The organism is Rathayibacter sp. AY1C5, assembly GCF_002931705.1.
GTDB lineage: Bacteria > Actinomycetota > Actinomycetes > Actinomycetales > Microbacteriaceae > Rathayibacter.
This window is the reverse complement of record NZ_PSWD01000002.1, coordinates 232,024-246,334: the sequence shown is the minus strand read 5'-3', so window position 1 is coordinate 246,334 and position 14,311 is coordinate 232,024. Positions and strand designations below refer to the sequence as shown.

Below are 14,311 nucleotides of genomic sequence, written 5' to 3'. Positions count from 1 at the left end.
GATATATCGTTACTGCATCGCCGACAGATCGGAAGCAGCCGCTCCCGACGGGCGACCGGATCCGATCGAAAGGGATCCCCTCACGACAGAGAGCAGCACACCCATGAACTCCAGGACCTTCTTCTCCGACGACCGCCGCGACTCCTGCGACGGCGACCACTCCTCCCGCCACGAGCACCCCGGCCGCGGACAGCGCCGCGGACCCGGCGGTCACGGCCGCGGCTTCGGGCCCGGCTTCGGCTTCGGCCCGGGCTTCGGCCCGGGCTTCGGCGGCCCCTTCGGCCGCGGCGGAGGACGCGCCCGACGCGGTGACGTCCGCGCAGCCCTCCTCTCCCTCCTCTCCGAGAAGTCCTCGAACGGCTACGGCCTGATCAAGGCCATCGCCGAGAAGACGAACGGATCGTGGCGTCCCAGCCCCGGCTCCGTCTACCCCACCCTCCAGCAGCTCGTCGACGAGGGCCTCATCACGGCCGTCGGCGAGGGCCGCGGCACCGAGTACCAGCTCACGGACGCGGGCGGCACCTACGTGCGCGAGCACGCCGACGAGCTCGACGCGGCCTGGGAGGCCACCCCCGGCGCGAGCGACGCCGATCGCGCCTTCATGGAGAACGTCGGCAAGCTGATGGGCGTCGTGCAGCAGTTCCGCGGAGCGACCGAGGCGCAGCGCGCCGCCGCGTCCGCCAAGCTCGACGAGACCCGTCGCGCGCTGTACCTCATCCTCGCCGACTGACCTCGGCTCCCCTCCCGCGATCCGTCGCGGGAGCCCCCGGACGGACGGGACCCCTCGCCTCGGCGACGGGGTCCCGTCCGTTCCTCTGTCTCGGGAGCCAGCGCCTCAGCGGGCGGCGGACAGACGGTCCAGTCCCTCGTCGAGGGTGACCGACGGGCTCCACTGCAGATCGGCGCGCGTGCGGCGCTGGTCGAACCAGTGCGCGGTCGAGAGCTGCTCGGCGAGGAAGCGGGTCATCGGCGGCTCGTCGGCGCCGGGCCGCACGGCCCACACGCGCTCGACGAGCGAGCCCGCAGCGCGGGCGACGGAGGCGGGGACGGACCAGCGCGGCGGCTCGACGCCCGAGGCGCGGCAGATCCCGGCGAGCAGCTCGGCGACCGGGCGCGGCTCGCCGTTGGTGACGACGTAGGAGCGGCCGTGCACCTCCTCCGCCCGCCCGAGAGCGGCGACGATCGCCGAGGCGGCGTTGTCGATGTAGGTGGAGTCGATCAGCGCCTGGCCGTGCCCGAGGAGCGGCAGCCGGCCGGCGCGCGCCCGCTCGACGATGCGGGCGACGAGCTGGGTGTCGCCCGGACCCCAGACCAGGTGCGGGCGCACGGCGACCACCGCGAAGCCGGGGGCGTCGGCAGCGAGGGCCAGCAGCTCGGCGCGGGCCTTGGTGCGCGCGTAGTCGCCGCGGGCCCGGTCCGGATCGGCGGGCTCGGCGTCGTCGCCGGTGATCGAGGAGCCGGAGTGGGCGACGGAGGGCGACGAGATCTGGACGAAGCGGCTCACGCCGGCGCGGGCGGCGGCGGCGAGCAGACGCCGGGTGCCGTCGATGTTCACGCGGTCGAAGTCGCCAGGATCGCCGGCGAGCGAGACCTTCGCGGCGAGGTGCACGACGCCCTCGGCCGCGTCGACGGCATCCTCGACCGCGCGCGGATCGGTCAGCGAGCCACGCGCCTCCTCGACGCCCGCGACCCCGGAGGGCCGGCGCTGGAAGGTGCGGACCTCGTGCCCCTGGGCGACGAGGCCCGCGGCCACCGCACCGCCGAGCAGGCCGCTCGCGCCGGTGACCAGGACCCTCACGGCGCCACCATCCGGCCGCCGGCGAGCACGCCCTCGGCCCAGCGCGAGAGCGCGGCCCGGTCGATCTTGGAGTTGTGGCGGATGTCGGTGGGCAGCGCCGGGACGACCAGCACCGCGGCGACGGGCCGGTCGACGGCCGCGCGCACCTCGGCGGCGAGGGCCTCCTCGGCCAGCACCACGCGGCGCGCGCCCGAGCGCAGCTCGACCACGGTGACCAGCTGCGCGACTCCGCGCGGGCCGGCTCCGACGATCGCGGCGCGGGCGACCGAGGCGACGCGCGCCTCGATCCGCTGCTCGGGTCCGACCGGCGTGACCACACCGTCGGGCGTGACGACGACGTGCGGCATCCTGCCCTCGACCCAGAGGCGGCCGGCGGAGTCGGTCCGCCCGACGTCCCCGGTGCGGTGCCAGCGCTCACCCGGGACGGCGCCGACGCGGGCGGCACGGTCGGTGAGCCAGAGGCGCTCGTAGTGGTCCTCGACGTGACCGGCCGAGACGACGATCTCGCCGGTCGTGCCGGTGATCTCCTCCGGCTCGTCCGCGGCGCGGCCGTCGGCGTCGAGCGGGGCGATCCGCAGCCGGACGCCCGCGGCGGGTACGCCCACGCAGACGCCTCCGCGCGGATCGTCATCGGCGGCGGCCTCGCGGATACCCTCCAGCGACGCGTCGGTGAGCAGCAGCCCCTCGGTCATGCCGTAGGGAGTGCGGGCGGAGGCGTTCGGCATGAGCGCCTGCGCCTCGCCGAGCAGTCCCGCCGAGACGGGGGCCCCGGCCGAGAGGAAGGTGCGCACGCCGGCGAGGGCGCGGTGGTCGTCGGCGTCGAGCGCGCCGGCGGTGGCCACGACGTTGGCCAGTGCGGCCGGCGAGAGGAACAGCACGGTCGCGTCGACCCGGGCGGCGGCCGCGGCGACGGCGGCCGCGGTGAGCGTCCGGGGCGCGGTGACGTCCATGTCCGGAGTGGCGGAGCGCGTGCCCAGCGCGGGACCGAGCAGGGCGAACGGCGCGAAGCCCGCGACGAGGCCGGTGCCCGGTCCGATCCCGTACTGGCGGGCGAGCGCGTCGCGGACGCCGGCGAGCTGCCGGTGCGTGTAGACGACGCCCTTGGCGGGGCCGGTCGAGCCGGAGGTGAACAGGATCGCGGCCACGGCGTCGGCGGCGGGAGCCTCGCCCAGCGCCTCCGGGTCGGCGGCCAGCTCGGCGCGGCCGAGCTCGATCAGCTGCCCGAGCGAGGTGTCGACCCCGAGGGCCGAGGCGGAGGCGCGGGGCAGGGTCTGCGTCGAGACCCGGCCGCCGGGCCAGCGGAGGGCCCGCGCGACGGCGAGGCCGGGCAGGGCGCCGACCACCAGATCCGGCCAGGCACCGCGGACCGCGCGGGTGAGACCGCGCAGGCCCAGGCCCGCGTCGGCGACGACCACGACGGCTCCGATGCGCAGGCACGCGTAGAGCAGCGCCGTCAGGTCGGCACCGGGCGGCACGAGGAGCGAGACGCGGTCGCCCGGGGAGACGCCGGAGGCGCGGAGCCCGGCGGCGAGCTCGCGGACCCGCTGCGAGAGCAGGCGCCACGAGACCGAGCGGGGCCCGCCGCCTCCGGGAGGCGCCATCTCGACCAGAGCGAGCGAGTCGTCCTGCGCGTTGCGGTCGAGGTGCGCCCAGAGCGGCTCGACCGGCGCGGTCGGGCGGCGGACGTCGGGGGCGGGGTCGCCGCCGAACGGCTCCTCGCCGTCGGAGAGGTCGCCCAGCCAGGTGAGGACGGCGGACGAGTAGTCGACGTCCTCGGCCACCAGGTGGCCCGCTCCCTCGTAGCGGTGGACCTGCGCGTGCGGGAGGCGGTCGACGAGGTCGTCGAGGTAGCGGTCGGAGAAGATCGGGTCCAGCGGGCCCCAGAGCATCAGGGCCGGCGTCGTCAGGGCGCTGACGCCCTCGGCGATGCGCTGCAGCTCCGGGTCGCTCGGGTGGGCGGAGTCGACCGGGATGTCGGCGACGAAGCCGCCCACTCCGCCGCGGCGCGACGCGGACCGGTAGGGCGCGCGGTACCCCTCCTTCACCGCGGAGGGCAGCGCCGGGTGCCCCAGCGCGAGGGTCGTCTCGAGGAAGGCCGGCGTGCCGACCGTCGAGGCGCCGAGCACACCCGAGGCGAGCGCGAGCCGGAGCGGGGCCGGGATCGGCTCGTCGGCGCTCTGGTGGATCGCGGTGTTCAGGAGCATCGTGGCGCGCAGCTGCTCCGGGTGGTCGACCGCCCAGCCCAGCGAGACGACTCCGCCCCAGTCGTGGCCGAGGGTGACCACGTCGTCGAGGCCGAGCACGTCGGTGAGGTTGGAGAGCTCGCGCACGCGGTCGGCGAGCGTGTGCAGGGCGCCGGTCCGCTCGGAGAAGCCCATCTCGAGCTGGTCGACAGCGACCACCCGCCAGGCGGGGCCTCCGCTGCGGGCCGACTCGAGCGTGGCGGCCGCGAGGCGGCGCCAGAGGTAGGACCAGGTGGGGTTGCCGTGCACGCAGAGGACGGTGCCGACGGGCTCCGTGCCGAGGGCCTCGCCCGTGTCGAGCAGGTGCCAGCGGCGCGGCACGCCCTGGGCGTCCGGAGCGTCGACGAGGCGCGACCACGCGGGATCGAGCCCGTCGAGCCCGGCCGGGGGCAGCTGCGCGGCGGCCGTGGAGCCGAGCGCTCCGCGGATCCGCTCGGCCGGGTGGGGCGCGGTCACCAGGCGATCTCGAGCATCGCGGTGTTGATGCCCGAGCCCACTCCGATGAGCAGCACCCGGTTGCCGGGCTGCAGGGTCTCGGCCTCCTGGGCCAGGGTGATCGGGATCGACGCCGGGCCGACGTTGCCGAGGGTGGGGTAGGTCGTGGGGACGCGGCTGCGGTCGATGCCGACCGCCTTCACCAGGGCGTCGGTGTGCACGTCCGACACCTGGTGCGTGATGTAGCGGTCCATCCCACTCCAGTTCCAGTCGCGGGTGGCCTCCTTCCACGCCGAGAGGACGAGCTCCATGCCGCCCTTGAGCAGCGCCTTCGCGTCCGTGAACATGCCGTCGACGCTGCCGACGCAGAGCTCGTTGAACTGCGTGGCCGCGCGGGTGATGCCGCCGAGGATGCGGTGGCCCTTGGGGTGCTCGTCGGCCGGGCCGAGGACGGCCGCGGCGGCGCCGGAGCCGAGGGTCAGGCTCGCGAACTCGCTCATGAAGTCCTTGCGCTTGACGCCCTCGCGGCTCAGGCGCTCGATGGTGTTGACCTGGATCTCGTCGGCGTCCTCGCCGTCGATGATGAGCGCGTAGCGGATCTGGCCGGAGTCGATCAGCTGCGCGGCGAGGGTCATGCCGTTGACGAAGCCGAGGCACGCGTTCGCGATGTCGAAGTTGATGGCCGACGAGGGCAGGCCGAGCCCGTGGTGCAGGCGCACGGCGACCGAGGGCTCGAGGTGCTTGCGGGTCACCGACGTGTTGATGATCAGGCCGATCTGGTCGGCGCGGACGCCGGCCTCGGCGAGAGCGCGCTTGCCCGCGTCGATCGCCGCTCCGTCGAAGCCCTGCTCGGAGCCCCAGTTGCGGCGCTCGTGCACTCCGGCGACGCGCTGGAGGAGCCCGGTGGGGAGCCGCAGGCGCTTGAGCGCCGGAGCGAGCCGCGCCTCGATCTCGGCCGAGGTGGTCACGCGCGGAGCCAGCGTGGTCGCGACGGACAGCAATGCGACGTTGCGGTGCGTGGTCGTTGCGTTTCCGTCCAACGGAACTCCCTGTCGAGTTGTCGATCCTGGCATGTGCCTCCGTGATTTTACGCTGTCGTTCAGGCTGCGCTTCCTGGACGCCCGCTGGGCGGTCGCGGAACGCGTCCTCGGCGGCCGGGCGGGGGCTCCTCCCCCGGAACGACGGGCGAGGAGCCGCCGAGTCCACACGCGACGCGCGGTGTCAACCCACCCGCCGGGGCGTCAGGTCCCCATCGCCCACGGCTCGCGATCGCCGCGGAGGCGGGCGGCGAGCGCCATCGCCTGCTCGTCGGTCAGGGTCGCGACGTAGTCGACCACACCGCGCCCCCGGCCGAGCCGCTGCAGCGCGGCCGGGTCGGAGGTCGGCCGGCCGCGCTCGTCCGACGGGAGCCAGTCGGGGTGGTCGGCGCGCAGGCGGAAGTAGCCGTCGGTCGCGAGCTCGATCAGGTCGAGCAGCTTCTGCGGAGCCCGCGAGCCGTCGCGCGGATCCTCGAGCCAGGCGTCGAGGTGGGTCACCAGCGTCTCGAGCACCTGCGACTGGCCGCGCTGGTAGGTGGCGAAGTCCGGCCGATCGATCACGAAGCGGGTGTGCACGAACTTCAGCACGGCCACGTCGTGCCAGGCGTCGGGGAGGAGGGAGAGGTGGCCCGAGCGGACGTTCGGCTCGGCGAGCACCACCACGGAGCGCTGCAGACGGCCGATCCAGGAGGAGACGAACGCCTCGATCGCGCGCTCGGTGCGCGTCGATCCGTCGAACGGGAGCGCGAGGAGCCCCTCGACCAGCTCGGTCGACACCCGCTCCACGGAGGCGCGGAAGTGCTCGTCGCTCGCGATCCACGGGTCGCGGGCCACGAGCCTCCGGCGGAGCATCTCGAGCGAGTGCCCGGGGGCGCGCGCCCACAGCTCCTCGGCGTCGAGGGCGGCGAGCGCGTTCTGCTCGCGGAGGAACGCGCGGAACTCCACGGCGACGGCCGCCTGCTGCAGCACTCCCGCGCGGTAGAAGTCGTCGAGGTCGTGCAGCGAGTAGGCGATGTCGTCGGCGACGTCCATCACCGAGCACTCGAGGGTCTGCTGCCAGGGGGCGATCGCGGTGAAGCCGGAGCGGGCGTCGAGCAGGTCGTCGAGGTCGAGCGTGTACGCCGAGAACTTCGGCGGAGCGGTCTCCCACCGGCTGGCGGTCGACCCGCGGGGCAGCTCGGTCGGGTCGGCGGAGTCGATGCCGGGGCGGTGGATCGTCCGCCCCCACGGGTACTTGAGCACGGCGGCTCGGGAGGCGGCGGTGAGGTTCAGCCCCACCTCCACCGTCTCGCAGACGTCGAGCTCGGAGAGGATCCGGAACGACTGCGCGTTGCCCTCGAAGCCCTCTGCGAGCCCCAGCCGCTCGCGCGCGAGCCGGTCGAGCGCCTGCTCGCCGAGGTGGCCGAACGGAGGGTGGCCGAGGTCGTGCGCGCTGGCCGCGGCCTGCACGACCACCGGGTCGCAGCCGCCGAGCCGCTCGACCAGCTCGCGCTGGGCGGGATCGGTGGTGGTCAGCTGCATCGCGATCGCGCGGGCGACCGCGGTGACCTTGATCGAGTGCGTGAGCCGGTTGTGCACGACCTGGCCGACGCCCGAGGGCGAGATGACCTGGGTCACCGCGGAGAGTCGGGCGAAGTACGGCGAGAAGCGGATCCGCTCCAGGTCGACGCGGTACTCGGGGTACTCCTCGCCGGTGGCGAACCGGTCGACCGGCTCGGGGATGCGCCGGTCGCGGCGGTGATCGTGCGGGGCCGAGGCCCGCGGGGCCGTCGTCTCGGGGAGTGCCGGCTCGCTCATGGCTTCACCCTAATCAGGGGCGCGGGGGCGGAGGGACCGCGCCGCTCCGGCGGTCGGCGTCGCTCCTCCGCCGAGACACCGGGTCTGCCGGCTAAGCCCCGCGGGGACGGCGGCGCCCCGGGGAGCGCACGGACACCTCGGCGAGGCCGGCACCTCGGCGGACGCCGGGACGCCTCGCGGCAGCCCGGCCGACGGGCGAACAGGAGACGCCGGGCGCGGACTCCCGTCAGGCGGACTGCTCGCGCGGAGCGACGGCGAGGTGCACGGCCGCGGCGACGACCGCGCCGAGGACGTAGGCCGCGATGTCGAGCCAGGAGAAGGTGGTGCCGACGACGAGGCGGAGCGGCGCCCACAGCTCGACCAGGCGCGCTGCGACTCCGATCGCCTGCAGCTGCTCCATCGCGATCGACCAGGCCAGCGCGATCCCGGCAGCCGTCACGCCCGGGATGCGCGGCAGGAGCACCGCGATCAGCAGCGCCACCAGCACGACGTAGGCCACTCCGCCGGCGAGGTCGGCGAGCAGCCCCGTGAGCACGAACCGCAGCGCCAGGCCCAGGCCGAGCACGGCGACGGCCGCGAGGGCGAAGCGGAGCCGCGCCCTCACCGGGCACGCTCCTCGAGGGCGCGCTGCAGGCGGTCGAGAGCGAGGAGGAACGTGCGGTCGTCGGCCACGCGCCAGCCGAGAGCGGCCGGGGCGGCGACGACCAGGGGCACGAGGACGGTGCGCGGGCGCCGCCTCGCCGCACGCAGGACGGCGGAGACGGGCGGCGGCGCGAGGACCGCCAGGACCAGCGCGCGGACCCGGTGGGCACCCGAGGGCGAGGTGCCGACGCCCACCGAGACGATCCGATCCCACTCGGCGATGCGCAGGGCGTCCGCGCGCTCGGCGGCGAGCTCGAGTCCGTCGCGGCCGACGGCCAGCACTGCGGCGGCGGCGGCCGGAGCGGCGGAGGCGGGTGCCGCGATCCGGCGCAGCGCCCGGGCGAGCTCGGGAGTGCGCAGGACGGCGAACCCCTCGGTGACCGCGGCGAGCGCCGCCAGCCGGCGCTGCCGCTCCGGGGCGGCCTGGCGGACCCGGGCCCGGACGGCGGCCGGGGCGGGCAGGGGCGCGGCGAGCAGCGCCGTCGGCTCGAACCGCGTGCGCGGGGGCAGCGGGACCGCCGGCGGCGTGCGCGGCGGGGGCTCACCCCAGTGCGGCGTCGATGCGGGATCCATGCGCCCCTCCCTCCTCGCGCGGCTCCGAGCCGCCCCTGAGATCATCCCTCCTCCGCCCTCCCGCCTTGCCGAGAGGGCTCGGCGGGCTTACCATGGAGTACCCCCCGGGGGTATGCCGCGACCGGCGTGCCGACCGGACGCCCACCGGGCCGATCGACCGGATCGGACCGGACGCACGACACAGGAGGACCCATGAGCACCAGGATCGACCTCGGCCTGACCGCGAGCGGATCGACGGGAGGGTGCGGCTGCGGCGGAGGCGGCGCCTGCGCGTGCGGCGGCCACGGCGGCGCCGGCCGCTCCGACGCCGGCCACGCGGCGCAGGGCTCCCTGTCCGCCGCGTCCGTGCAGAGCTTCGGCGTCGCGGGCATGACCTGCGAGCACTGCGTCCGCAGCGTCACCGAGGAGCTCGCCGCCTACCCCGAGGTCTCGGCTGTCGACGTGTCCCTCGCCCCCGACGGGGTCTCGACCGTCACGGTCGGCTCCTCCCGGCCGCTCGGCCGCGAGGAGATCGCCGCCGCCGTCGCCGACGCGGGCTACCGCCTCGCTCCCCTGAGCTGACGTGGCCGAGACCACCGGCACCCCGCTCGAGCTCGCCATCGGAGGGATGACCTGCGCCTCCTGCGTCGCGCGGGTCGAGAAGCGCCTCGACGCGCTCCCCGGCGTCCACGCGACCGTCAACCTCGCCCTCGAGCGCGCGACGCTGACCCTCCCGCCCGGCACGACGCCGGCCGACGCGATCGCCGCCGTCGAGGCCGCGGGCTACAGCGCGACGGTCCCCTCCACCGGCGAGGCGGCTCCCGCGGAGGAGCAGGAGGAGCAGAGCGACGACGACCGCGAGCGGCGCGCCCTGCGCACCCGGCTCCGCGTCTCCGCCCTGCTCGCCGTGCCGGTGGTCCTGCTCTCGATGATCCCGCCGCTGCAGTTCGCGAACTGGCAGTGGCTGTGCCTCGCCCTCGCCTCGCCGGTCGCGGTCTGGGGCGCGCTCCCCTTCCACCGCAACGCCTGGCGGGCGCTGCGGCACGGCTCCACCACCATGGACACCCTGATCAGCCTCGGTGTCAGCGCCTCCTTCGCCTGGTCGGTCTGGGCTCTGTTCCTCGGCGACGCCGGGCGGCCGGGCATGAGCATGCCGTTCGAGCTGCTGGGCAGCCGCTCCGGCCACGACGAGATCTACCTCGAGGTCGCCGCCGCCGTCCCCGTCCTCGTGCTGGCCGGCCGCTACCTGGAGGCGCGGTCGAAGCGCGACGCCGGTGCGGCGCTCCGGGCGCTCCTCCGCCTCGGCGCGAAGGACGCCGTGCGCGTCGCCGCCGACGGGCAGGAGGAGCGCGTGCCCGCGTCCTCGCTCGCCGTCGGCGACGTCCTCCGCGTGCGCCCCGGCGAGACCGTCGCCGCCGACGGCACCGTGCTCGAGGGCTCGAGCGCGATCGACGCGAGCATGCTCACCGGCGAGAGCGTGCCGGTCGAGGTCGGCCCCGGCTCGACCGTGACCGGCGGAGTGCTCAACGCGCACGGCCTGCTCACCGTCCACGTCGACCGCGTCGGCTCCGAGACCACGCTCGCGCGGATGGGCCGCCTCGTCTCGGACGCGCAGGCCGGCAAGGCGCGCGTCCAGCGGCTCGCCGACCGCGTCTCCTCCGTCTTCGTGCCGGTCGTGGTGGCGCTCGCCCTGGCCACCCTCGCCGGCTGGCTGATCGCCGGCGCCGACCTCGCCGCCGCCGTCTCTCCCGCCGTCGCCGTCCTCGTCGTCGCCTGCCCGTGCGCGCTGGGCCTGGCCACCCCGACCGCCATCCTCGTCGGCACCGGCCGCGGCTCCCAGCTCGGGATCCTCCTCCGCGGGCCGGAGGTGCTCGAGGCCGGGCGCCGGATCGACACGGTCGTGCTCGACAAGACCGGCACGCTCACCACCGGCGCCTTCCAGGTCGTCGAGTCCAGCGACGACGAGAGCCTGCGGATGCTCGCCGCCGTCGAGCGCGGGTCGGAGCATCCGCTCGCCGCGGCGATCGTGGCCGGGGCCGCGCACCTCGACGTCCCCGAGGCGACCGGATTCCGCTCCAGCACCGGGTTCGGCGTGCGTGCCCGGGTCGAGGGCCGCCTGGTCGTCGCCGGCCGGCTGCGCTGGCTGGAGGAGCAGTGGGGCTTCGCGCCGGGCGGTCTCGCCGAGCGCGCCGAGCGAGCGACCGCCGAGGGCGGCACCGTCGTCGGCGTCGGCTGGGAGGGGGCGCTTCGCGGCTTCGCGGTCCTCCGCGACGAGCCGAGGCCGGAGGCGTCCCGCACCGTCCGCGCCCTGCGCGAGCGGGGCCTGCGGGTGATGGTGCTGACCGGCGACAACCCGCGGGCGGCGCAGGCCGTCGCCTCGGCCGTCGGCATCGACGAGGTCGTCGCCGAGGTGCTGCCGGAGGAGAAGCTCGCCGTGATCGAGCGCCTCCGTGCGGAGGGCCGCCACGTCGCCTTCGTCGGCGACGGTGTGAACGACGCCGCCGCGCTGGCCGCCGCGGACGTGGGGATCGCGATGGGCGCCGGATCGGACGCGGCGATCGAGGCGAGCGACATCACCCTCGTCGGCGACGACCTCGGCCGGGTGCCCGACGCCCTGCGCCTCGGGCGCCGCACCCTCGCGGTCATCCGGGGCAACCTCTTCTGGGCCTTCGCCTACAACGTGGCCGCGATCCCGCTCGCGGTGGCCGGACTCCTGGGGCCGCTCGTGGCCGGGGCCGCGATGGCGTTCTCGAGCGTCTTCGTCGTGCTGAACAGCCTGCGGCTGCGGTCGTTCCGCTGAGTCCCGGCGGGCCGTCCGGAGTTCCCTCGCGGAGCTCTTGACGGCCCGCCCGCGGATGGCGAGGGTGAGCGCATGAGCCTCTTCATCACCTGCCCGGTCGACGACGTCGAGCGCGCCACCGCCTTCTACACCGCGCTCGGCTGGACCCTGAACACCGAGATGTCCCGCGAGGACGTCTCCTGCTTCGCGATCGGTCCCGACACGTCCGTCATGCTGGCGAGCCGCGCCATGTACGAGAGCGTCGGCGCCACCGAGGAGCTGATCGGCGCCCCCGGCACCCCCTCGAAGGTGACCGTCTCGTTCGACCTCGACAGCCGCGCGGCCGTCGACGAGCTCGTCGAGCGGGCCGCCGCCGCGGGAGGCCGGATCGGCGACACCGACGACTACCCCTTCATGTACCAGCGCCAGTTCGACGACCTCGACGGCTACCACTACTCCCCGTTCTCGATGAAGCCGGGCGGCGACGCGGCGGAGTGACGGGGCCGCGCGGACTCACTCCGCGTGCCGCAGGCGGTGCCGCCGGACCGCGGCTCGGTTCGCGCAGCGGACGGAGCAGTACCGCTGCCGGCCGTTCCGCGTCACGTCGACGACGACGTTCCTGCAGTGGTCGCCCGACGCCCGACCGGCCTCACACCGCAGGAGGCGGCTCATCCCCCGGGTCGTCAGGTGCAGCGCCGTGCCCACCGCGATGACGGCGTGGAGGACGTGCGCCAGGGACTGGTCCTGGTCGCGGTAGTGCAGGTGCCAGCCCTCGTCGTCGTGGTCGGTCAAGCGCGGATACGCGGCGATCGCGGCCATCTGGTGGTTCAGCGACGTCGCCCGGTCGCTCGGAGTCGGCGCGTCGACCACTTCCAGCCACTCGTCGATCACGTCGCGCGTCCGGGCGTGGTCGTCCGGGCCGGACTCGAAGGCCATCGTCATGCCGAACTCGCGCGTGCGCGCCTCGATGCCCGCGCGGTCGGACGGCCAGTCGTTCGCGAGGGAGGCGGCGAGCAGGACCGCGTACTCGCCGTAAGGGTTGAGCTGCATAAGACCATGACAGCACAGTGGCTCCCATGCGCACCTCCACACCCTCTCCGCACCCCTCCGAGCCGCTCGCCCCCGCCGTCGATCCGCACGAGCACGGCTGGACGACCGAGTCGGCCCACCGGACCAGCGAGGGCGTCGTCGTGTACGTCCGCTGCGTCGGCTGCGGGACGCGGCGCGTGGACGTGCGGACCGGGCACCAGGATCCCCCTGCCGCTCTCAGCCGCGTCCTGCCCGCCTCCGACCACCGCTCGCGGGGTGGAGCAGCGAGCGGCCGCGGGAGGATGAGGGCATGATCGCCGACCTGACCCTCCCCTGCGACGCCGGCCCCGAGGAGAGGAGCCTCCTCCTCCGCCGCGCGGTGCTCGACGACCTCCCCGCGCTCGTCCGGCTCCTCTCCGACGACCCGATCAGCGCCGGGCGCGGAGACGTCGCCGCCGAGGAGGACGGGGCCGCCTACGAGGCCGCCTACCGGAGCATCGCGCAGGACCCGGGAAACGATCTCGTGGTCGCGGTGGACGGCGCCGGAGCCGTGGTCGGGACGCTGCAGCTGACCGTGATCCCCGGGATGGCGCGCCGGGGCAGCTCCCGCCTGCTCATCGAAGCGGTCCGGGTGGCGAGCGCCGAGCGGTCGGCGGGGATCGGCACGGCCCTGACGCGCTGGGTGCTGGACGTCGCTGCGATCGAGCTCCGCACGCCGCTCGTCCAGCTGACCTCGGACGCCGCCCGAACCGACGCCCACCGCTTCTACCTGCGCCTGGGCTTCGTCGACTCGCACGTGGGCTTCAAGCGCCACGTCGAGCTGCCGGGCTCGTAGCGGCGGCGCGGGCAGCCGTCCGGACGCCTGATCGGCGTGTCCCCCCGAGCACGGCCGGCCCGGGAGTGGACGCCCCGAGCGGAGGCCCGGACGGCCCCGCTCGCCTCTCCCCGGCCGACGTGATTGGCTGGCCCGATGAGAACCGAGACCCGCCAGGGCGTCCCCCTCCTGCTCGTCGACGACGACGGAGGCGCGCTCTCGACCCCGGACGACGCGATCGCGCTCATCGGCGAGACCTACGGCGGCGACGTCGAGACGATCGTGGTGCCCGTCGGCCGGCTCGACCCCGAGTTCCTCCGCCTGCGCTCCGGCATCGCCGGCGAGTTCGTGCAGAAGTTCGTCTCGTACGGCAAGCGGCTGGTGATCCTCGGCGACGTCAGCGGGCCGGTGGCGGAGTCGAGCGCGCTGCAGGCCTTCGTCGTCGAGTCGAACCGCGGCGACCACCTCTGGTTCGCCGCCGACCTCGAGGCGCTCGACGCCCGCCTCCGCAGCTCCGGGACCGCGACCGAGCCCGGCGCCGACGGCGGAGTGGAGCCGACGCCCGGCCCTGCCCGCTGATGCCCCTGCTCCAGCCCGGCCCCGACGGCTCTCCACCCGAGGTCGACGGTCCGGTCCGCCTCCTCCTTCTCGCCGACACGCACCTCCCGAAGCGGGCGAAGGCCCTCCCGGACGAGGTGTGGCGCGCGGTCGACGAGGTCGACCTGGTCGTGCACGCGGGCGACTGGGTCGACGAGGCGACGCTGGACTCGCTGGAGGAGCGGGCGGCGCTCCTGCTGGCCGTGTGGGGCAACAACGATCCGGAGCCGCTGCGCGCCCGCCTGCCCGAGGTCGCGCGCGCCCGCGTCGCCGGCCTCGACGTCCGCGTGGTGCACGAGACCGGAGCGGCGACCGGCCGCGAGACCCGCGCCGACGCCGCCCATCCGGGTGCCGACGTGCTCGTCTTCGGGCACAGCCACATCCCCTGGGACACCGTCTCCCCGGCGGGTCTCCGCCTGCTCAATCCGGGCTCCCCGACGGATCGGAGGCGCCAGCCGGCCTGCACCTTCCTGACCGCCGTCGCCGACGACGGAGGGCTCCGCGACGTGCACCTGACCGCCCTGCCGCTCCGGGCACGAACCATTCCCGGCGGCGGCGCAAGGGGGTCACAGAGCATTTAGGTCGGCC

Annotated in this window: 15 protein-coding genes; 8 read left to right on the top strand and 7 right to left on the bottom strand. The window is 75.3% G+C overall.

Features of this window, described 5'->3' with window-relative positions; all coding sequences use genetic code 11:
* The first annotated feature begins 103 nt into the window (after positions 1 to 103).
* Positions 104 to 730 (top strand): PadR family transcriptional regulator, encoded by a 627-nt coding sequence (locus C5C57_RS03530; protein ID WP_104224185.1) that lies wholly within the window; start codon positions 104 to 106, stop codon positions 728 to 730.
* Between the two features lie 105 nt (positions 731 to 835).
* Here C5C57_RS03530 and C5C57_RS03525 read toward each other — a convergent pair whose 3' ends face one another.
* The 6 genes from C5C57_RS03525 to C5C57_RS17975 form a co-directional block, all read right to left on the bottom strand.
* The gene (locus C5C57_RS03525; protein ID WP_104247011.1) at positions 836 to 1,798 is read right to left on the bottom strand and encodes an NAD(P)-dependent oxidoreductase; all 963 of its coding nucleotides are present in this window, start codon (positions 1,796 to 1,798) and stop codon (positions 836 to 838) included.
* The gene (locus C5C57_RS03520) at positions 1,795 to 4,497 is read right to left on the bottom strand and encodes an alpha/beta fold hydrolase (RefSeq protein WP_258072366.1); all 2,703 of its coding nucleotides are present in this window, start codon (positions 4,495 to 4,497) and stop codon (positions 1,795 to 1,797) included. The genes C5C57_RS03525 and C5C57_RS03520 overlap by 4 nt, the downstream gene beginning before the upstream one ends.
* On the bottom strand, positions 4,494 to 5,549 hold the full coding sequence (locus tag C5C57_RS03515; RefSeq protein WP_104224183.1) for a 3-oxoacyl-ACP synthase III: 1,056 nt from the start codon (positions 5,547 to 5,549) through the stop codon (positions 4,494 to 4,496). The genes C5C57_RS03520 and C5C57_RS03515 overlap by 4 nt, the downstream gene beginning before the upstream one ends.
* 168 nt (positions 5,550 to 5,717) lie before the next feature.
* Positions 5,718 to 7,310 (bottom strand): deoxyguanosinetriphosphate triphosphohydrolase family protein, encoded by a 1,593-nt coding sequence (locus C5C57_RS03510; RefSeq protein ID WP_104247010.1) that lies wholly within the window; start codon positions 7,308 to 7,310, stop codon positions 5,718 to 5,720.
* Positions 7,311 to 7,536: 226 nt separating this feature from the next.
* Entirely contained in the window at positions 7,537 to 7,914 is a 378-nt protein-coding gene (locus C5C57_RS17980; RefSeq protein ID WP_181027128.1) for a DUF2809 domain-containing protein, read from the bottom strand.
* The gene (locus C5C57_RS17975) at positions 7,911 to 8,525 is read right to left on the bottom strand and encodes a hypothetical protein (protein ID WP_181027127.1); all 615 of its coding nucleotides are present in this window, start codon (positions 8,523 to 8,525) and stop codon (positions 7,911 to 7,913) included. Before C5C57_RS17975 ends, C5C57_RS17980 begins: the two co-directional genes overlap by 4 nt.
* Before the next feature lie 192 nt (positions 8,526 to 8,717).
* On the opposite strand from C5C57_RS17975, the gene C5C57_RS18410 reads away from it, so the two are divergent.
* From C5C57_RS18410 to C5C57_RS03490, 3 genes are all read left to right on the top strand, one after another.
* The gene (locus C5C57_RS18410; RefSeq protein WP_104233449.1) at positions 8,718 to 9,086 is read left to right on the top strand and encodes a heavy-metal-associated domain-containing protein; all 369 of its coding nucleotides are present in this window, start codon (positions 8,718 to 8,720) and stop codon (positions 9,084 to 9,086) included.
* 1 nt (position 9,087) lies between these two features.
* The gene (locus tag C5C57_RS03495; protein WP_258072019.1) at positions 9,088 to 11,304 is read left to right on the top strand and encodes a cation-translocating P-type ATPase; all 2,217 of its coding nucleotides are present in this window, start codon (positions 9,088 to 9,090) and stop codon (positions 11,302 to 11,304) included.
* A 72-nt stretch (positions 11,305 to 11,376) separates the two neighbouring features.
* The gene (locus C5C57_RS03490; RefSeq protein ID WP_104247008.1) at positions 11,377 to 11,781 is read left to right on the top strand and encodes a VOC family protein; all 405 of its coding nucleotides are present in this window, start codon (positions 11,377 to 11,379) and stop codon (positions 11,779 to 11,781) included.
* Between the two features lie 15 nt (positions 11,782 to 11,796).
* On the opposite strand, the gene C5C57_RS03485 is transcribed toward C5C57_RS03490, so the two are convergent.
* The gene (locus C5C57_RS03485; protein WP_104247007.1) at positions 11,797 to 12,333 is read right to left on the bottom strand and encodes a CGNR zinc finger domain-containing protein; all 537 of its coding nucleotides are present in this window, start codon (positions 12,331 to 12,333) and stop codon (positions 11,797 to 11,799) included.
* Between the two features lie 26 nt (positions 12,334 to 12,359).
* Between C5C57_RS03485 and C5C57_RS03480 the strand changes: the two genes are divergently transcribed.
* The 4 genes from C5C57_RS03480 (at position 12,360) to C5C57_RS03465 (ending at position 14,304) form a co-directional block, all read left to right on the top strand.
* Positions 12,360 to 12,626 carry a hypothetical protein gene (locus C5C57_RS03480; protein WP_104247006.1) on the top strand — a complete coding sequence of 89 codons (267 nt, stop codon included), beginning with the start codon at positions 12,360 to 12,362 and terminating at the stop codon, positions 12,624 to 12,626.
* Entirely contained in the window at positions 12,623 to 13,147 is a 525-nt protein-coding gene (locus C5C57_RS03475; RefSeq protein ID WP_104247005.1) for a GNAT family N-acetyltransferase, read from the top strand. The genes C5C57_RS03480 and C5C57_RS03475 overlap by 4 nt, the downstream gene beginning before the upstream one ends.
* Before the next feature lie 135 nt (positions 13,148 to 13,282).
* Positions 13,283 to 13,705, top strand: a complete 423-nt coding sequence (locus C5C57_RS03470) for a DUF4180 domain-containing protein (protein ID WP_104247004.1) — start codon at positions 13,283 to 13,285, stop codon at positions 13,703 to 13,705.
* Positions 13,705 to 14,304: a metallophosphoesterase gene (locus C5C57_RS03465; protein ID WP_104247003.1), complete on the top strand. Its 600-nt coding sequence runs from the start codon at positions 13,705 to 13,707 to the stop codon at positions 14,302 to 14,304. Before C5C57_RS03470 ends, C5C57_RS03465 begins: the two co-directional genes overlap by 1 nt.
* The last annotated feature ends 7 nt before the right edge of the window (positions 14,305 to 14,311 follow it).